This is a genomic window from Kitasatospora sp. NPDC002965 (assembly GCF_040611255.1).
Taxonomy (GTDB): domain Bacteria; phylum Actinomycetota; class Actinomycetes; order Streptomycetales; family Streptomycetaceae; genus Kitasatospora.
Window position 1 is genome coordinate 1 of record NZ_JBEXNT010000167.1, and the last position, 17,820, is coordinate 17,820.

General features: G+C 73.5%; 20 protein-coding genes and 1 pseudogene. 10 read left to right on the top strand and 11 right to left on the bottom strand.

Annotated elements, in window-relative coordinates:
- The 3 genes and pseudogenes from ABZY91_RS37390 to ABZY91_RS37400 form a co-directional block, all read left to right on the top strand.
- A pseudogene (locus ABZY91_RS37390) lies at positions 1 to 463 on the top strand (hypothetical protein); the annotation flags it as partial.
- Entirely contained in the window at positions 460 to 1,404 is a 945-nt protein-coding gene (locus tag ABZY91_RS37395; protein ID WP_355408136.1) for a class E sortase, read from the top strand. The pseudogene ABZY91_RS37390 and the gene ABZY91_RS37395, both read left to right, overlap by 4 nt.
- 200 nt (positions 1,405 to 1,604) lie before the next feature.
- Complete coding sequence (locus ABZY91_RS37400; RefSeq protein WP_329884993.1) at positions 1,605 to 2,381, top strand: phosphate ABC transporter ATP-binding protein; 777 nt, start codon at positions 1,605 to 1,607, stop codon at positions 2,379 to 2,381.
- 183 nt (positions 2,382 to 2,564) lie between these two features.
- Here the strand turns inward: ABZY91_RS37400 and ABZY91_RS37405 are convergent, their stop codons facing one another.
- The 3 genes from ABZY91_RS37405 to ABZY91_RS37415 form a co-directional block, all read right to left on the bottom strand.
- Positions 2,565 to 3,398, bottom strand: coding sequence for a Cof-type HAD-IIB family hydrolase (locus ABZY91_RS37405; protein ID WP_329884709.1), 834 nt, complete (start codon positions 3,396 to 3,398; stop codon positions 2,565 to 2,567).
- Between the two features lie 147 nt (positions 3,399 to 3,545).
- On the bottom strand, positions 3,546 to 4,538 hold the full coding sequence (locus tag ABZY91_RS37410) for a hypothetical protein (protein ID WP_355408138.1): 993 nt from the start codon (positions 4,536 to 4,538) through the stop codon (positions 3,546 to 3,548).
- An 81-nt stretch (positions 4,539 to 4,619) separates the two neighbouring features.
- Positions 4,620 to 5,075 carry a hypothetical protein gene (locus tag ABZY91_RS37415; protein ID WP_355408140.1) on the bottom strand — a complete coding sequence of 152 codons (456 nt, stop codon included), beginning with the start codon at positions 5,073 to 5,075 and terminating at the stop codon, positions 4,620 to 4,622.
- 168 nt (positions 5,076 to 5,243) lie between these two features.
- Between ABZY91_RS37415 and ABZY91_RS37420 the strand changes: the two genes are divergently transcribed.
- Positions 5,244 to 5,420 (top strand): hypothetical protein, encoded by a 177-nt coding sequence (locus ABZY91_RS37420; RefSeq protein WP_355408142.1) that lies wholly within the window; start codon positions 5,244 to 5,246, stop codon positions 5,418 to 5,420.
- Between the two features lie 66 nt (positions 5,421 to 5,486).
- On the opposite strand, the gene ABZY91_RS37425 is transcribed toward ABZY91_RS37420, so the two are convergent.
- The 5 genes from ABZY91_RS37425 to ABZY91_RS37445 all read right to left on the bottom strand — a co-directional run bounded on the left by ABZY91_RS37425 (position 5,487) and on the right by ABZY91_RS37445 (position 8,569).
- Entirely contained in the window at positions 5,487 to 6,728 is a 1,242-nt protein-coding gene (locus ABZY91_RS37425; protein WP_355408144.1) for a hypothetical protein, read from the bottom strand.
- A 403-nt stretch (positions 6,729 to 7,131) separates the two neighbouring features.
- The gene (locus ABZY91_RS37430; RefSeq protein ID WP_355408146.1) at positions 7,132 to 7,524 is read right to left on the bottom strand and encodes a PIN domain-containing protein; all 393 of its coding nucleotides are present in this window, start codon (positions 7,522 to 7,524) and stop codon (positions 7,132 to 7,134) included.
- On the bottom strand, positions 7,521 to 7,802 hold the full coding sequence (locus ABZY91_RS37435) for a hypothetical protein (RefSeq protein ID WP_329949674.1): 282 nt from the start codon (positions 7,800 to 7,802) through the stop codon (positions 7,521 to 7,523). Before ABZY91_RS37435 ends, ABZY91_RS37430 begins: the two co-directional genes overlap by 4 nt.
- A gap of 120 nt (positions 7,803 to 7,922) precedes the next feature.
- Positions 7,923 to 8,324: a DNA-binding protein gene (locus tag ABZY91_RS37440; RefSeq protein WP_355408149.1), complete on the bottom strand. Its 402-nt coding sequence runs from the start codon at positions 8,322 to 8,324 to the stop codon at positions 7,923 to 7,925.
- Positions 8,321 to 8,569 carry a hypothetical protein gene (locus ABZY91_RS37445; protein ID WP_355408151.1) on the bottom strand — a complete coding sequence of 83 codons (249 nt, stop codon included), beginning with the start codon at positions 8,567 to 8,569 and terminating at the stop codon, positions 8,321 to 8,323. The genes ABZY91_RS37440 and ABZY91_RS37445 overlap by 4 nt, the downstream gene beginning before the upstream one ends.
- Positions 8,570 to 8,631: 62 nt before the next feature.
- Here ABZY91_RS37445 and ABZY91_RS37450 point away from each other — a divergent pair, with 62 nt between their 5' ends.
- From ABZY91_RS37450 to ABZY91_RS37470, 5 genes are all read left to right on the top strand, one after another.
- Positions 8,632 to 9,519, top strand: coding sequence for an LLM class flavin-dependent oxidoreductase (locus ABZY91_RS37450; RefSeq protein ID WP_355408153.1), 888 nt, complete (start codon positions 8,632 to 8,634; stop codon positions 9,517 to 9,519).
- 189 nt (positions 9,520 to 9,708) lie between these two features.
- On the top strand, positions 9,709 to 10,743 hold the full coding sequence (locus ABZY91_RS37455) for an ABC transporter ATP-binding protein (RefSeq protein ID WP_355408155.1): 1,035 nt from the start codon (positions 9,709 to 9,711) through the stop codon (positions 10,741 to 10,743).
- Positions 10,727 to 11,632 carry an ABC-2 transporter permease gene (locus ABZY91_RS37460; protein WP_355408157.1) on the top strand — a complete coding sequence of 302 codons (906 nt, stop codon included), beginning with the start codon at positions 10,727 to 10,729 and terminating at the stop codon, positions 11,630 to 11,632. Before ABZY91_RS37455 ends, ABZY91_RS37460 begins: the two co-directional genes overlap by 17 nt.
- A 25-nt stretch (positions 11,633 to 11,657) precedes the next feature.
- Positions 11,658 to 12,575, top strand: a complete 918-nt coding sequence (locus tag ABZY91_RS37465) for an ABC transporter ATP-binding protein (protein WP_329884697.1) — start codon at positions 11,658 to 11,660, stop codon at positions 12,573 to 12,575.
- 162 nt (positions 12,576 to 12,737) lie between these two features.
- Positions 12,738 to 13,454: an ABC transporter permease gene (locus ABZY91_RS37470; RefSeq protein WP_355408159.1), complete on the top strand. Its 717-nt coding sequence runs from the start codon at positions 12,738 to 12,740 to the stop codon at positions 13,452 to 13,454.
- 133 nt (positions 13,455 to 13,587) lie between these two features.
- Here ABZY91_RS37470 and ABZY91_RS37475 read toward each other — a convergent pair whose 3' ends face one another.
- From ABZY91_RS37475 to ABZY91_RS37485, 3 genes are all read right to left on the bottom strand, one after another.
- Positions 13,588 to 14,901 (bottom strand): MFS transporter, encoded by a 1,314-nt coding sequence (locus ABZY91_RS37475; RefSeq protein WP_355408161.1) that lies wholly within the window; start codon positions 14,899 to 14,901, stop codon positions 13,588 to 13,590.
- Between the two features lie 110 nt (positions 14,902 to 15,011).
- Positions 15,012 to 15,752, bottom strand: coding sequence for a FadR/GntR family transcriptional regulator (locus ABZY91_RS37480; RefSeq protein ID WP_329884694.1), 741 nt, complete (start codon positions 15,750 to 15,752; stop codon positions 15,012 to 15,014).
- A 254-nt stretch (positions 15,753 to 16,006) separates the two neighbouring features.
- Positions 16,007 to 16,702, bottom strand: coding sequence for a hypothetical protein (locus ABZY91_RS37485; RefSeq protein WP_355408163.1), 696 nt, complete (start codon positions 16,700 to 16,702; stop codon positions 16,007 to 16,009).
- Positions 16,703 to 16,987: 285 nt separating this feature from the next.
- On the opposite strand from ABZY91_RS37485, the gene ABZY91_RS37490 reads away from it, so the two are divergent.
- On the top strand, positions 16,988 to 17,752 hold the full coding sequence (locus ABZY91_RS37490) for a sporulation protein (protein WP_329949685.1): 765 nt from the start codon (positions 16,988 to 16,990) through the stop codon (positions 17,750 to 17,752).
- Positions 17,753 to 17,820: the final 68 nt, after the last annotated feature.

Sequence of the window (17,820 nt, forward strand, 5' to 3'; positions counted from 1 at the left end):
CGCCCCCCCCGCCACCGGCTCCACCGGGACCACCGGCAACAAGGCCGGCACCGGCAAGACCGGCAACACCCAGACGCCCGGCTCCACCGGCGCGGGCGGTGCGGCAGCGGGCGGTGCGGCAGCCGGCGGCGCCGCGGCCACCGGCGGTGCGGCGGCCACCGGCGGCACGGGCGAGGTCGCGCCCGGCGATCCCGCCGCGGCCGCCGACCCGAACGGCGCTCCGGCCGACGGCGAGGCCGCGGCCGAGGACGTCGTCGACCCGCAGACCGGTCAGGTGGTCGCGCGCGGCCGCGGCGGTGCCGCCACCGAGGTCGCGGCCAACGTCGTGGAGGTCGGCGGCCGCCCCGAGGACTGGACGCTGAGCACCCTCACCGCGCTCGAACTGCTCGCCGTGGTCATCGTCCCGCCGCTGCTCGGACGGCGCCTGCTGCGCCGTCGCGCGAACAACGGCGGCCGGTCATGACGGCCCCGGCGCTGGAGAAGCCGACGGCCCCGGCGCAGCCCGCGCCGGCCCCGGCCGTCGAGCCGGACGCCCCCGGGACCGCGCCCAAGCCGGACGGACCGGACGGGCCGTCCGGCCCCGGCCGGACCGCAGGGCGGATCCGGTTCCTCCAGGGGGCCTGGGCGGTGAGCCTGCTGGCGGCGCTCACCCTGGGCTTCGTCGGCTACCTCTTCACCCTCTCGCACGTCCAGGAGAAGCACTTCCAGTCGACCGCCTACAAGTCCTTCCGGGACCAGCTGGCCAAGGCCACCGCCCCGACCGGCGCGGCCGGGAGCGGCGATCCGGTCGCGCTGCTGGACATCCCGGCGATCGGGCTGCACCACGTGGTCGTGGTGGAGGGCACCACCGGCCGGGACCTCATGCGCGGTCCCGGCCACCGGCGGGACACCGCGCTGCCCGGGCAGACCGGCGTCGCGGTGCTCTTCGGCCGCGGCGCGACCTTCGGGGCGCCGTTCGCCGAACTGACCAAGCTCCGGGTCGGGGACAAGATCGAAGCCACCACCGGGCAGGGCAAGTTCACCTACACCGTCAACGTGTACGGCGACGAGGACCACCCGATCGCGGACCCGGCCCGCAACCGGATGGTGCTGGTCACCGGGGACTCCGACTGGATCCCGCGTTCGACGGTGATGATCGGCGCCCGGCTGGACGGCGAGCCGCAGGCCAACCCGGGCGGCCGGCCCCGCACCGTGCCCTACGACAAGGCGCTGGCCGCCGACAAGGGCGCGCTGGCCACGCTGCAGCTGTGGACGCTCGGCCTGCTCGGCGCGGTGGTCGCCGCGATCGTGCTGGCCCGGTACTGGCACCGCTCGGCGGCCTACCTCAGCCTCGCGCCGGTGGTCGGCGCGCTGCTCTGGGCGGTCTACGAGAACGCCGCCGCCCTGCTGCCCAACCTCTACTGACGCGCGCCCGGAGGACCGTACCGATGACGGATGCACCGATGACCGACGTACCGCCCGGCCAGGCCACGGGGGCCGGACCGTCCGAGACCACGATCACCCTTCCCGCCGTCCCGCCCGGCCCCGGCGCGTACGCCGGGTACGAGGGGCAGCAGCTGCTGTACCCGCAGGACGCGCACTACGAGACCTACGGGGAGGAGCCCGTGCTGGCCGGGCTGGAGACCCGTGACGTCTCCGCCTGGTTCGGCTCCCACAAGGTGCTGGAGCGGGTCTCGCTCGCCATGCCGGCCGGTGAGGTGACCGCGCTGATCGGCCCGTCCGGCTGCGGCAAGTCCACCTACCTGCGCATCCTCAACCGGATGCACGAGATGATCCGCGGCGCCGCGCTCTCCGGCGAGGTGCTGCTGGACGGCGACGACGTCTACCGGCCCGGCCGGCGCCCGACCGAGGTCCGCCGCCGGATCGGCATGGTGTTCCAGCGGCCGAACCCGTTCCCGGCGATGTCCATCCAGGACAACGTCTCCAGCGGGCTGAAGCTGGCCGGCATCAAGGTCGCCAGGGACGAGCGCGAGCACCTGGTGGAGACGAGCCTGCGCCGGGCCGGCCTCTGGGACGAGGTCGCCAGCCGGCTCCACACCCCCGGCGGTTCGCTCTCCGGCGGACAGCAGCAGCGCCTCTGCATCGCACGGTCGCTGGCCGTCTCGCCGGACATCCTGCTGATGGACGAGCCGTGCTCGGCGCTCGACCCGACCTCCACCCGGCGCGTCGAGGAGACCATCGCGGAGCTGCGCGGGCGGCTCACCATCGTGATCGTCACCCACAACATGCAGCAGGCGCAGCGGGTTTCGCAGTCCTGCGCGTTCTTCCTGGCCACCCACGACACGCCCGGCCGGATCGTGGAGGCCGGTCCGACCGAGCAGGTGTTCCAGAACCCGCGCGACCAGCGGACCTCGGACTACGTCAACGGGCGCTTCGGGTAGTCCCCCGGAGCCCTGCGGAAGTCCCCTGCGGGGGCTTCCCGCGGGAGTCGCTCGTGCACCGGCCGGCGGGCCCCTTCCGCCGGCCGGTGCGGTCGTTCGGGGGCCCGGACGACCGCACGGCGGGCCGGGGACGGTGGCCGGGGACGGTGGCCGGGGCCGGCGGTGGGGACGGCCGGGCCGGGGTCAGCGTCGGGGGTGGTCGAGCAGCTGCTCCAGCACCGCCGCCACACCGTCCTGCTCGTTGCTCACGGTGTGCAGCGGCACCGCCGCCAGCACCTGCGGATGGGCGTTGGCCACGGCGTACGCGGTGCCGGCCCAGGCGAGCATCTCCAGGTCGTTCGGCATGTCGCCGAAAGCCACCACCTCGCTCCGGTCGATCCCGCGCGCCGCGCACCAACGAGCCAGCGTGCTGGCCTTGGTGACGCCGGGCGCACTGATCTCCAGCAGCGGGATCGGCGCCGAGCGGGTGATCTCGGCCAGGTGGCCGGCCGCCTCCCGGGCCTCGCCGAGCAGCTTGTCCGGGTCCAGGTCCGGGTGCTTGGCGAGCAGCTTGAACAGCCCCTGCACCGCCCCGCCCGTGCCCAGCAGCTCCTCCGCCGGACCGATCGGGTGGTTCTCGTCCTGGCCCCACATCCGGACCTCGTACCCGGGCTCGCGGGCGAACCCGGCCGGGTACTCGAAGGCGAACGCGGTGCCCGGGAGCTTCTTGCGCAGCCGCTCGACCACGGCGAGCGCGGCCTCGGCCGCCAGCGGGAACGACTCCAGCAGCTCGCCGCGCCGCACGTCCACCACCGCGCCGCCGTTCGAGCAGATCGCCACCCCGTGGCCGCCGATGTGCGTGCTCACCTGCTTCATCCAGCGCGGCGGGCGGCCGGTCACGAACACCACCTGGACCCCGGCCGCCTCCGCGGCTGCCAGGGCGGCGGCGGTGCGCTCGGTGACGGTTCCGCCCGAGCAGAGCAGGGTGCCGTCCAGGTCGGTGGCTATCAGCCGGGGAGCGGTGCGCGGTGTGGTCACCGGTCCATCTTCGCCCACCGGTGCCGGGAGGTCACCGGCGCGGGGGCCGATGTGGCCCTCGTCGCGGTGACCTCCCGGCGTCCGGGTGTCCGGCCGTGCGGTGGGTGCCGCCGTGCCGCCGTGGCGCCGTGCGGTGCCGCGGCGGTGCTACGCCACGGTGAGGGTCAGGCCGGCGGTGTGCAGCTGCCCGCCGGTCCGGAACTGCAGGAAGAGCCGCCAGTCCCCGGCGGCCGGCATCTCGGCGTGGAACGTCAGCGTCGGGCCGCCGGTGCCGTTCGCCTCCGCCCTCGTCTCCGGGTGGAGGTGGGCGAAGGCCTGGTCGCCGGCGCGGAACGCGGTCAGGTGGGCGAAGGTCTCCAGGTACGGCTGGAGGTCGGTGACCGGGGCGCCGTCCCTGGCGAAGGCCACCTTCAGCTCGCCCGCCCTGCCCGCGACCGGGGAGCCCTCGACCGTGACGGTGTACCCGTCCACCGTCGTGGTGCCGGTCGCGGCGGGCAGCCCGGCGGCGGCGTCGGCGCCCTCGCCGGGGACGGTCACCGTCCGGCTGAGCACCAGGCCGCTGCCGCTGCCGGGGCCGCTGTCCGGGACGAACGAGGCGTACGTCCGCCAGGTGCCGGGGGTGAGCGCGGCCAGCGGGGCGGTCCAGGTGCCGTCGGCGGCCATCTCGGGGTGGAGGTGCTGGAAGCCGGTCAGGTCCGACCGGACGGCGTAGAAGTGCATCCGCTCGGTCTGCTCGGTCCGGTAGGCGGTGAGCCGGGTGCCGTCCGGCGCGGTGACGGCGAACCGGTACGCGGCGGGGGTCCCCGCAGTGAGCGTCCCGGTGTCGGAGGTGAGGCGGTAGCCGTTCCGCTCGGCGGACGGGGCGGCCGTCGTGGGGGTGGAGGAGGCGGCCGGCTCCGGCACGGCGGGCACGCCGTGGCCCTGGTGGGCGCCGGTGGTGGCGGTGTCGGCCGTGGGGGTGGTACCGGCCGTGGGGGCGGCGGCGGCCGTGGTGGTGCCGTGCGCCGCCCCGCCGTGGTCGGTCCCGCTCGTCGCGGCGGAGCCGCAGGCGGTCAGCGTGACCGCCAGGGCGGCGGCGCCTGCGGCGAGCGCCAGGGCGCGTGCGCGGGGGTGGGCGTGCGGACGGGAGTGGTGAGTCATCGTTCGAGGTGTCTTCCGGTGTGTGCGGGCAGGACGCGGCGCGCCCGGGCCCCGTCGACGGGGAGCCCGGCGCGGGCCCGGTCAGGTCCGGGAGACGCACACCTGGGAGAGCAGCCGCCGTCCGGCGGGCGGAGCACGCGGACCGTCGGCCCGCCGCCCGCGCGGCCCGTCCGGCGGGCGCAGCGCGATCAGCACGACGGCCGCCCCGGCCGACAGGGGGGAGGCGGGCAGCCCGGCGCCGTCCCGGTCGCGGGCGGTGACGCAGGACGCCGCCTGCGGCGCGTCCCCGTGAGCCGTTCGCGGCCCGGCCGCCCGGGGGTCGCTCCCGGGCGGCCCGTCGGGCGCGTCCGGCGCGTGGTGGTGCCCGGCGACCGTCGGCACCGAGGGCACGGCCGGCGCGTGGCAGCCCCCGGCCGCCGTCGGCGAGCCGTGCATCAGGAACAGCCCGGCGAGCAGCGCGCAGAGCAGCAGCGACCGGGCCACGGCCCCGTGCCGCACCCCCGCCCGCACCCGCGCCCGCCCACCGTCTGCCGTCACGCGCCCGAGAATACCCCCGGCCGGTATTCGGTCCCCGTAAGCACGCACGGCGCGGCCACGTTTCGGTCCCCGCTGCGCCAGTTCCGGCCGATTCGCCTGTTCCCGGGGTGTCCCGCCCCCGCTGACCGGGCAGGACTCTCCTCGGCCACCCCGTCGGCAGGAAGAGCCATGCCAACTCGCCAGCTTCGAGACGAGCGCCCACCGACCACTCCCGAGGAGGACCCGTCGCCGTCCCGCGAACCGGTCCTGATCGGCGACATCCTCTTCGAGACCCTCACCGACCTCGCCCGCCGCGGTACCCCGACCACCCCCGTCCGCCTCCCCACCCAGCGCCCCCACCCCTGACCCCGCAGGCCCGACTCGGCGGTGGCGACCACCTCACGTCGCACTGGCATCGGGCTCGCCGGCATTTCACCCCGACGAGGGCGTCGAGGGGCGCCGCGCCCTGGTGAACCTCTGCCGTCCGGTGCCGGCGGCGAGCTCGCCGAGGCGCTCGCCGATCACTGAGACGCCAGGACGGGGCTCCCGCTCGTAGTACCAGGGCTTGCGTCGGCGCAACAGGTCCTCACCGTGCTCGCTCCAGGTGAACCCGGGCTTTCGCAGCAGCTTCCGGAACACCGTGTCGACCGTCTCCGGGTGGGCAGCGGCCAAGCGGCGGATCGGCAGCGGCGCGATCGACTCCTCGCGCAGGTAGGCGCGCAGCACGTCCTGGTACTGACGGCGACCCGCGCGGGCCGGGTCGCCGAAGAGGCTCCGCAGCATCCCGTAGTCGGCGTAGAAATTGAGTCCGTCGACCTCGTCGTAGATGACGCCGACCGTGTCCGAGTCCGCGAGGGCTTGCGGCAGTGAGAAGGCCGGCAGATCGATTCCCGGCAACCGCCTGCCCCGGGCCCGCTCGGGCCGCTCGGCGACGGCGGCCTCCTGGCGGTGCCGGTAGTAGGCGTCGAGCCGCTCTTCGACCTCGGCCGGCGGAAGGACCAGCTCGTCGCTGCCGCAGAACGAGATGAACGCGGCCCGGTCCTCCCGCATCGACGCCCATCCCTGCTCGATCTTCTCGGGGTTGCGGAAGACCAGTTCGGGGTGGCCGGTCGCCAACTGCAGGGCGGCCCGGGCGATCTCGCCGGCGCTGGACCTGGGGTAGTACGACATCGCCCCGGAGATCAGCCACGTCCCGTCTGCCGAGTGGACGGGCACCACGCACGCGAGGAGGAACCCGCCCCTCGACACTCCCCGGAACGCCGCCCGCCCGACGTTCGAGTACGTGCGGTACTCCAGGTCGTCGACCAGGTTCAGCAGGACGACGGCGTCCCCGTCCTTGCACCGGACCTCGAAGACGCCCTCGACCGGGTCACGCCAGCCGAGCAGCATCGCCCGGTCGGCCTCGGTCAAGTCCCGCCGTCCGGCGACGAACCGGTCCACCACGGTCGAATCGTCCGGCAAGCGGTACCGGAGGATGAAGTGGTCGATGATCCGGATCGACGCGCCCTCGTCCAACTGCCCTTCGGGGCCCGCCGCCTCCAGCAGGAGGGGGGTCAACCACCGGTCGAAGCGCGCGCCCTGGGCGAAGACGACGAGGTCGCCCTTGAGTTCGGAACTTCGCTCGATCAGACCTCGCAACGACGCCTCGTCCTCACTCCGTACAACAGCAGTCATGCGAGCCCTCCCGGTCTTGAGGTTCCGACTACCTGCTCGTGCTCGTCGTAGGTGTCGACCGTCGCCTCGTCGACCAGTGAGGCGAGTTCTCGCCTGCTCAACGTGCCCATGGCGGCACGCTAGCCGATCTGCCCGGGCGCTCTCGCGCGCAGTCCGAAAGTGCGCCGATCCGCGCGCGTATCGTCATCCCATGCGCTTGAGTAGCGCTGTCCTCCCCGTCCACCGGTGGGCCGAAGGGCAGATGGCCGCCCGGTCGGCGCTTCGGTCACAGAGCTCGTGAGACCGCGCCATCGGTAGGCCGAGTCAAGTCCCCAAGGGCGATGTCGGCGCCATGAGGTGATGGCACATCGAGACCGGCGTCCGGCCTCGCACGGTCGGAGTCGCACAACCGGGTGGGAAGACGTCAGATCGGCTCGATCGCGATGCGGCGGCGACACAGTCGGCGCAGGTCCTCGGGGTCACTGGTCACGATCGTCACATCGCCGTGTTCGAGGTGCGCGGTCGCTGCCAGCATCGCGTCGATGGCGTACTTGTGGCCGTGCAGCCCCTCGGACGCGAGCAGCTTGCTCGCCGCCCGTGCGATCTCTTCCGTGATCGGCCGCACCTTGGCCAGGGACACGGCGTGGTCGAACGCCGCCTGGGGCACCTTGGGGTCGCGTGCTTCGACCAGTGTGGCCGCGCTCGTCACGACCAGGAGGTCCAGCGTTCGCGCGACGTCCAGCCAAGCGGTCATGTCGCGCTGCCGGCGGGAGAGCTTGGACAGTGCCTCGCTGTCGAGCACGAGGGTGCCACTCACGCGGCGTCCGCCGGGGCGGTGTCCGCGCGGTGAGCGGCATGGTGCGCGCGGATGCGTTCGGCCTTGGCCGCCACGTCGGCCGCGTCGACCGGACCGTGCTCGGCCTCGGAGGCTGCGATGAACTCGTCGATGGCCTCGCGCTGGAGCTGCCGCTGCACAGCCTCCTCGATGTAGGAGGAGACGCCCTGCTTGCCGGCGCGCGCGCGAATCGCCTCCAAGGTCTCGGCTTGCAGGGAGACGCTGGTGACTCGGGTCTTGCCGGGGCGAGGCGTGTCCATAGCAGAAGTGTAGTACATGATGTGTGAGTGCGGCGGAGCGTCCGGCCCGCAGCCTTTCTCACCCGCCACAGCCTGAACTGCGGGAGAACCCGTCGGGAGGGTCCGAAGTCCCGCCCGGCCTCAGATGGCGATGAGTCGCACGCGGGGGCCGCAGAGCCTGGCCATGTCGTCGACGTCGGAGGTGAGCATGGCTACCGGCCCCGGTTGCCGCAGCGCCATCTCTGCCACGGTCGCGTCGATCGCGTACTCGTGTCCGTGCAGTCCGGCCTGCTTCAGCAGCCTGGCCGAGGCCCGTGCGGCCTGATCGGTGACCGCCTCGACCTTGACCCGGGAGAGCGTCCGGTTCAGCCGGGCTTCGTTCACCCGGGCGTGCGTGACTTCGACGATCGTGTTCGCGCCGACCACGAAGTCGGCTCCCCTGGTGTGGAAGACCTGAAGCATCGCCAACACGCCGCGGTCCTGGGTGATCCACGAGGACAGTCCCTCGGAGTCCAGCACGACCGTCTCGAAGCGTTCGGTCACGCGGCGCCCGCCGAGCCCGTCGACCCTGCGGAGCCGAAGATCCTGGCGTGCGCTTCGGACAGCTCCTCGTCGGTGAAGGCGCCCTGGTCGACCTGGTAGCGGCGGAGGTCGTCCGCGAGCAGTTGGTGGCGAATCCGGCGGGCGACTGCCTCCGCGACGTACCCGGAGACGTTGTCGGTGAGCCTTCTCAGCTCGTTCACCTGTTCTGTCGGGAGGGTGACGGTGATACGTGTGGTGGCAGCCACAAAGAGAGCATGCTGCGATATGCGCCCGCGTGGGCGGTGCATCGGGCCGTAGGGTCGTTGCCATGCGCTTGAGCACGGTGATCCTGCCCATCCACCGGTGGGCCGAAGGACAGAAGATCTGGCGGCGGGCCGAGGACCTCGGGTTCCATGCCGCGTACACCTATGACCACCTGTCGTGGCGGTCGTTCCGGGACGAGCCGTGGTTCGGGGCGGTGCCGACGCTGACGGCGGCGGCCACGGCGACCGAGCGGATCCGCCTCGGCACGCTGGTCACCTCGCCGAACTTCCGGCATCCGGTGACGCTGGCGAAGGAGCTGATCACGGTCGACGACGTCTCGGGCGGGCGGCTGACCGTGGGGATCGGGGCCGGCGGGACCGGCTTCGACGCGACGGCGACCGGCCAGGAGGCGTGGTCGCCGCGGGAGCGGGCGGACCGGTTCGGGGAGTTCCTGCCGCTGCTGGACGAGCTGCTGCGCACCGATGCCACGACCCGCGAGGGTACGTACTACTCGGCGGTCGAGGCGCGGAACATCCCCGGCTGCGTGCAGACGCCGCGGGTGCCGTTCTACGTGGCGGCGACCGGACCGCGCGGGCTGAGGCTGGCGGCGGAGTACGGGCAGGGCTGGGTGACGTACGGGGACCCGCGCGGGCCGGCGGAGGTGCCGGTGGAGCAGGCGCCGGCCGTGATCGCCGCGCAGGTCGAGAAGCTCCGGGCGGCCTGCGCGGCGGCCGGGCGGGACGCCGGTGAGCTGGAGAAGGTGCTGCTCCAGGGGTCCACGGCGGAGAAGCCGCTGGCCTCGGTGGACGCCTTCGTCGACTGGGCGGGCAGGTACCGGGAGCTGGGGATCACCGAGCTGGTGATCCACTGGCCGGTGCCGGACTCGATCTTCGAGAACGACCCGGCGGTGTTCGAGCGGATCGCCACCGAGGGCCTCGCCCAGCTCGGCTGACCGCGCGTCCGCAGGACCCGACGGCCACCGGCCGATCCCGCGTGCCGGGGGAGCCGGCCGGTGGCTCCGCGGGCGGGGTCCGCGCGGATCCCCTAGGGGACGACGGCCCGGGTGTCATACCGCAGCAGCAGACAGGCTCGTCATCGGAGCTCATGGCCCCGGTGGCGGGTGCGCACTACGTTGGGCCACGTGTCCACTGTCATCAAGACGGACGGCCTCACCAAGAGGTTCCCCCGGGTCACCGCCCTCGATCAGCTCACCGTAGAGGTTGAGCCCGGGGTGGTCGGTCTGGTGGGGGCGAACGGGGCGGGCAAGTCCACACTCATCAAGATCCTGCTCGGGCTTGCCCCGGCGACCTCGGGGACCGGGCAGGTGCTCGGTCTCGACATCGCCACCCAGGGCTCGGAGATCCGCGAGCAGGTCGGCTACATGCCGGAGCACGACTGCCTGCCGCCGGACGTGTCGGCCACCGAGTTCGTGGTGCACATGGCGCGGATGGCGGGGCTGCCCGCCGCCGCGGCGCGCGAGCGGACGGCGGACACGCTGCGGCACGTCGGGCTGTACGAGGAGCGCTACCGGCCGATGGGCGGGTACTCGACGGGCATGAAGCAGCGGGTCAAGCTGGCGCAGGCGCTGGTGCACGACCCGAAGCTGGTGCTGCTGGACGAGCCCACCAACGGGCTGGACCCGGTCGGCCGGGACGACATGCTGGCGCTGATCCGCCGCGTGCACACCGACTTCGGCATCTCGGTGCTGGTCACCACCCACCTGCTGGGTGAGCTGGAGCGGACCTGCGACCACCTGGTGATCATCGACGGCGGCAAGCTGCTGCGGTCCTCGTCGACGGCCTCCTTCACCGGTGCGACGGCCACCCTGGCGGTCGAGGTGACCGACCACCCGCAGGACGCGGGGCTGGACGCGAGCGCCGCCGTGCGCGCGCGGCTGGCCGCGGCCGGGCTCGCGGTGGAGACGGAGGGGTCGCGGATCCTGTTGGTCCGGCTGGCCGGTGACGACACGTACGACACCATCCGGGACGCGGTCGCGGGCCTCGGCCTGGGGCTGGTCCGGCTGGAGCAGCGCCGCCACCGGGTGGCCGAGCTGTTCACGGACGGCGGCGCGGGCAGTGGCGCCGACGGCGATGCGGACGGCGGCGCGGACAGGGCACCGGCCGGCGGCGACCGCCGGCAGAACGAGGGGGGTACCGCAGATGTCGCTGTCTCCTGACACCAGGCCGACCGACACCGGAGTCATCCACGACATCGGTTACCGGGGCTACGCAGGCCCCCGGCTGGGCCGGGCGTACGCCACGCGCTCGCTGTTCACCCAGAGCCTGCGCGCCGCGTACGGACTCGGGCGGTCGGGCAAGTCCAAGGTGCTGCCGATGCTCGTGCTGGGCGCGGCCGCCGTGCCCGCCGTGATGATCGTCGTGATCACCGTCGTGGCCAAGCAGGACAAGCTGTCGATGGACTACGCGGAGTACCTGAGCGGGGTCGGGCTGGTCGTCTCGATCTTCCTCGCCTCGCAGGCGCCGGTGCTGTTCTCGCGGGACCTCCGGCACCACACCGTGCCGCTGTACTTCTCCCGCCCGATCACCCGCGCCGACTACGTCCGGGCCAAGTACGCCGCGATGGTCTGCGCCCAACTGCTGCTGATGCTGGTGCCGTTGCTGGTGCTGTACGTCGGTGCGCTGCTGAGCGGGCTGAGCTTCGGCCACGAGACCGAGCACTTCCTGTACGGCTTGACCGCGGCGGTCCTGTACGCGCTGGTGCCGACCTCGATCGCGGTGGTCATCGCCGCCGCCACGCCGCGGCGCGGCTTCGGGGTGGCCGCGATCATGGGCTACCTGGCGGTGAGCACGGTGGTCGTCGCGATCGTGATCGGGATCAGCGGCACCACCGCCGACGGAGGGGCCTCGGACTCCGCGCAGTGGGCCGCGCTGCTCTCTCCGGGAGCGCTCGTGGAGAGCCTGACCAACCAGGTGTTCGACCTCGGCAGCGGTCCCGAGCGGCTGCACGCGCCGGGCGGGCTGGGTGTGGTCGTCTTCGTCGCCGTCGCCGCCGTGATGGTCGCGGGTTCGTACCGGCTGCTGCTGCGCCGCTACCGCGGCATCTGATCAACCGAGTATCTGAGAGGGCGCCATGGCCACCATCACCATCGACAAGGTTTCCCGCTGGTTCGGGAACGTGGTCGCCGTCAACGACGTCAGCATGGCGATCGGTCCCGGTGTCACGGGTCTGCTCGGTCCCAACGGTGCCGGGAAGTCGACCCTCATCCACATGATGAGCGGATTCCTCGCTCCCTCCACCGGGGCGGTCACCCTGGACGGCGCGCCGATCTGGCGCAACCAGGAGGTGTACCGCCAGATCGGGCTCGTCCCCGAGAGGGAGTCGATGTACGACTACCTCACCGGTTGGGAGTTCGTGCTCGCCAACGCCGAACTGCACGGACTCCCCCACCCGGGTGCGGCCGCCCGCAAGGCGCTGGCCCTGGTCGAGATGGAGTACGCGCAGGAGCGGAAGACCGGCACCTACTCCAAGGGCATGAAGCAGCGCGTCAAGATGGCGTCGGCCCTGGTCCACGACCCCGCCGTGCTGCTGCTCGACGAACCGTTCAACGGGATGGACCCGCGGCAGCGGCTCCAGCTGATGGAGCTGCTGCGCCGGTTCGGGGCGGACGGCCGCACGGTGCTGTTCTCCTCGCACATCCTGGAGGAGGTCGAGCAGCTGGCCCGGCACATCGAGGTCGTCGTGGCCGGGCGGCACGCCGCCTCCGGCGACTTCCGGAAGATCCGCCGGCTGATGACCGACCGCCCGCACCGCTACCTGGTCCGCTCCAGCGACGACCGCCGGCTGGCGTCGGCGCTCATCGCCGACCCGTCGACGGCCGGCATCGAGCTCGACCTCCAGGAGAAGGCGCTGCGCATCCAGGCGGTGAACTTCCAGGGGTTCACCACCCTGTTGCCGAAGGTCGCCCAGCAGGCGGGCATCCGGCTGTACACCGTGGCGCCCGCGGACGAGTCGCTGGAGAGCGTCTTCTCGTACCTCGTCTCCGCCTAGCCCCCGGCGTACCGGCCCGGAGCCGCACGCACAGTCGCCCGCACAGCCGCACGTACGCGCCGCACGCACAGCCGCACCCGGCTCCGGACGCGTGAACCGGAACCGCTCGCCGAACCGCTCGCCGAACCGGACCCACACGGACCCCAGGAAGGCCGACCCACCATGAACCCGACCGTCGCCAGGCTGACGCTGCGCGGCCTGCTGGGCCGCCGCCGCGGCTTGCTGCTGCTGGTGGTCCCCGCCCTGCTGCTGCTCGTCTCGGTGATCGCCGCCGGCGCCAGCGGGGACAAGCACGACCTGACCGTCAAGATCCTCGGCCAGCTCGGCCTCGGCACCCTGCTGCCGATCCTCGGCCTGGTCGTCGGCACCGGCGCCATCGCCACCGAGATCGACGACGGTTCGATCGTCTACCTGCTGGCGAAGCCGCTGCCCCGCTGGAAGATCATCACCACCAAGCTGGTGGTGGCGATCGGTACCACCTGGGTCTTCGCGGCCGTCCCGACGCTGCTCGCCGGGCTGCTGCTGTACGGCACCCGGGACGGCCTGGCGGTCGGCTACACCGTGGCCACGCTGGTGGCCGGGGCCGCGTACAGCTCGCTGTTCCTGCTGCTCGGCGTGGTCACCCGGCACGCGGTGGTGGCCGGCCTGGCGTACGCGCTGGTCTGGGAGTCGCTGATCGGCAACTTCGTCGAGGGCGCGCGGACGCTCAGCGTCCAGCAGTGGGGGCTGTCGGTGGCCAAGGCGGTGGCCGAGGAGGGCGCGATCACCGCGGACGTGGCGCTCGGCGTGGCCGTGCCGCTGCTGCTGGTGGCCACCGTGGCGGCGGCGGTGTTCGCCTCGGTGCGGCTGGCCGGGCTGACCCTGGCGAGCGAGGAGTAGCCCCGGGAGGGCGACGCACGCCAGGCCCCGGGCCGGGCGGAGCGACGGAAGCGGAGCGAGGACAGGGTCGGCCCCGGCAGCAGCTGCCGGGGCCGACCCTCGTGCGGCCGCCGTCGCGGACCGTGCGGTCGCCTCAGAGCGTGCGGTTGCGTCCGGCGCCCCAGCCGGCGGCGGCGACCACGGTGACCAGCACCAGCATCAGCGCCAGCGGCACGGTCCAGCCGCCGGTCAGCTGGCGCAGGGCGCCGGCACCGACCGGACCGGCCGCGGCGACCAGGTAGCCGATCGCCTGCGACATCCCGCCCAGCTGGGCGGCTCCGGCGACACTGTCGGTCCGCAGCACGATGAAGGCGAGCCCGAGGCCGAGCGAACCGCCCTGGGCGACGCCCAGGATGGTGGCCGCCACCCACGCGCCCGGCACCGGCGCGATCAGCAGGACGGCGATGCCGACCCCGTTCAGCACGGCCATCACGAGGGCGAGCGCCCGCTGGCTGGTCATCCGGCCGGCCATCAGCGGGACGAGGAAGGCACCGACCACCTGCACCAGGTTGGAGTAGGCGAAGACCAGGCCGGCCTCGCCGCGGTCCATCCCCTGGTCGGCCAGGATGGTCGGCATCCAGGCGACCAGGGTGTAGACCAGCAGCGACGAGATGCCCATGAAGAGGCTGATCTGCCAGGCCAGCGGCGAGCGCCAGATTCCCTCGATCGGCCGGTTCGCCGAAGCCGGGCCGGTCGCAGCCGTCGCGGTCGTGGTCGCCGTCGCGGTCGCCCTCGCGGTCGCCGTCACCGCCGAGGGACCCGTCGGGGCGGCGGCCGTCCGGCCGGCCCGCGCCCGCAGCACCTGCGGCAGCCAGGCCACCGCGGCGACCAGGGCGAGCAGCGACCAGGCGCCGAGCGAGGCCTGCCACCCGCCTCCGAGCACGTGCTCCAACGGCACCGACGTTCCGGCCGCGAGCGTCGCGCCGACCAGCATGGTGGTCGAGTAGACGCCGGTCATCGCGGCGGCCCTCCCGGGGAACTCACGCTTGACCAGGCCGGGCATGGAGACGTTCAGCACGGCGATGGCCACACCGATCACCACGCACCCGGCGTACAGCGCGGACACCGAGGGCAGCACCCGCAGCAGCACGCCCGCGCCGAGCACGAGCACCGCGCCCAGCACCACCCGCTCGGTGCCGAACCGCCGGGTCAGCCGGGGGGTGAGCGGCGCGCCGACGCCCTGGAAGAGCACCGGCACGGTGGTGATCAGACCGCTCGCGGTGGCGGACAGCCCGAAGGTGCGCTGGATCTCGCCGACCATCGGGGACACCGCCGCCAGGCAGGCGCGCATGTTCAGGGCGACCAGCAGGATGCCGGTCAGCAGCAGCGCGGGGTGGGCCAGCCGGCTGCGGACGGGGAGCGCGGAGGAGGTGGTGACCACCGGCTGCTGGGCACGGGTGACGGCCATGGGGCGTGCTGCTCTTTCGGGAAACGGTTCCGGGAATGCCGAAGGGCGGGATGCCGAGGGGCGGGAACGCGGAGGGCGGAAGGGGCGGGCGCGGAGGGGCTCGGGGCCGCTTACTTCCGGGCCGCGATGGCGGCGAGGAGCTGCTCGACGGCCGCGGTCGGCTCGGCGAGCAGCGCGCGACAGGCCGCTTCGGCGCGGTCCGGGTCACCGCTCTCGATCGCGTCCACCAGCGCCTCGTGGGTGGCGACGACCACCTCCGGCATCTCGTGGTCGCCGAACGCCGTCCGCATCGACTCGCGCACCGAGGCACCGAAGTAGCGGTACACCTCGGCCAGCGCCGGGTTGTGCGCGGCCTCGACGACGGCGGTGTGGAACTCCAGGTCGTGCTCGACGGTCGCCTCGCGGCCGGCCCGCTCGGGGTGCGCCGCGATCACCTCGACCTCACGGGCCAGCGCGGCCCGCATCCGGACGATGTCCTCGGGGGTGTGCCGCAGCGCGGCCAGCCGGGCGCCCTCGGCCTCCAGCGCGGCCCGGACCTCCAGGACGTCGCGGACGCCGGAGCGCTGGACGCCGCGCAGGACGGACGCCGGGTCACTGGTGGAGCGCACGAAGGTGCCCTCGCCCTGACGGGAGACCAGCATGCCCGCGTGCGCCAGCACCCGGATCGCCTCCCGGACGGTGTTCCGTCCGACGCCCAGCCGCTCGGCGAGTTCGTGTTCGGTCGGGATCTGCGACCCGACCGGCCAGACACCGGAGCTCAGCTGCTCGCGCAGCTGCTCGATCGCGGTGTCCACGAGGGAGCGCCGCCCGGCGGTCTGCAGCGTGTCGTTGCTGCTGTTCGCACTGGTCACGGCGGTTCCTCCCCGGTCTGCGGCTGCCCTGGGGGAGCCGGTCATCGGTCATCCTACAACTGCTTGCCCGGTCATCCTACAACTGGGGATGAACACCGGGGGAACCGTTGCGTCCGAACCGGCACACCCGGTCGGCGAGGTCGCGAGGTCGCGCGGCCGACGTGGTCGGCGCGGTCGGCGACCTCGGGCCCGGGGTCGGCGACGGGGCCGGGAGCCGCCGGGCCGGGTCCCCGGTGCGGCCCCGGCCCGTCCGATCAGGTCCCGTCGCGCGGGGTCCGGTTCGAGTTCCCGTTCCGGTAGGGGATCTCGAACCGCCCCCACACGTCGGAGGGCGAACCGTCGGCGTCCTCGAACCGGTTCTCGGCCCCCGTCCCGGTCGGAACGGCGAACCAGGTCGCGTCGTCGGGGTCGACCTCCAGGCCCAGTGCCGCGGAGATCTCCGCCAGGGCCGAGGCGAGGCGGGGGCCGTTCGCGGCGAACACCGCGTCCTGGCCGCGCCCGCGGAGGTCGAACGGCAGCCAGGCGTCGGAGTGCGTCGTGAGTCCCACGTTGAAGAACCCCTCGGACGCCTCCGCCCCCAGGGTGAACAGCCCCTCCTCCGCCCGGGCGCCGCGGCCGGTCTCCACGACGCCGTCGCAGGACGCGAACAGTTCGACGGTGCCGATCTCGCCGGGGGCGAGAGCCGCCTTGATCTGCGCCGTCAGCGACTCGGGAGCCCCCGAGTCCACCACGGCGAGTGCGCCGACCCGGAAGTCCGACCGGACCAGGAAGTTCCGGCGACCCGGCTGCGGAACGGACACGGCCACCCGCCCCAGGCACGGGGTGCCCAGCCGGTGCCGGTCGAGGGCCCGCAGGGCCAGGACGAACCGGCGTACGGCCTCGCCCACCAGGTCGGTCCGGTGTCCGGGTTCACCCCAGTACCATCGCGCTACGGGCGTGCTGGCGATCAAGGACGGCCTCCAGGCATGAAGTTGGCGCCGGGTGGATACGTGATCGTGCCGTCCTCGACGCGGAGTCCGCCAGGCTCCCCCTGGTGTCGACGACGAACGGGCGTGACGAAGATATGACGTACCCGGCCGCTCGGGTGGTTGCCCTCGTGGCGGTGGAACCGTGCGTCCGGCGTTCGGCCCCGGCCGGGCGGCCGGCTCCGACGACGAGCGCCACTGAGGCCGGCCCTACCGGTGGTCTGGTATGACGGAGCCGGTCCACACCCCTGATTCGAGGAGAGCGTCCGCATGGTGTTCAAGAAGCTGCTCGGTGCCCTGGGCGTCGGCGGTCCCGGCGTCGACACCGTTCTGACCACGCCGGTCGTGCAGCCCGGTGGGACCCTGCAAGGGACGGTCGAGCTGACCGGGGGGACGGTCGAGGCCGACATCCGGGGGATCACGCTGACGCTGGTCGCCCGGGTGGAGGTCGAGCACGAGGAGGGCGAGAGCACCGGGCTGTACCCGTTCGCCCGCTTCTCGGTGACCCAGCCGCTGAAGCTGGCCCCGGGCGAGAACCGGTCCGTCCCGTTCGCCGTCCAGGTGCCGTGGGAGACGCCGGTCACCACCATCGCGGGGCAGCGCCTCCACGGCATGCAGCTGGGCGTGCGGACCGAGGTCGACATCGCGGGCGCGCTGGACAAGGGCGACTCCGACCCGCTGGAGGTCGAGCCGCTGCCGGCCCAGCGCCGCATCCTGGAGTCGCTGCTCCAGCTCGGCTTCCGGTTCCGCTCGGCCGACCTGGAGGCCGGGCACATCCGCGGCACCGCTCAGACGCTGCCCTTCTACCAGGAGATCGAGTACTCCTCGGCGCCGCAGTACGCGCACGCCTGCAACTCGCTGGAGGTCAGCTTCGTCACCACCGCCCACCGGGTGGAGGTGGTCCTGGAGGCGGACAAGCGCGGCGGGCTGTTCGGGGGCGGCGGGGACGTGATCCGCACCCACGCGATCGACCACGGCCAGGCCGACCAGGACCTCACCGCGCTGGTCGACGGCTGGATCCGCTCGGCGCTCTGATCCCGTCGGGGGGGGGGGGGGGGGCCCGGGCGAGGCGCCGGCCGGAAACCACCCCCCCCCAAACCCCC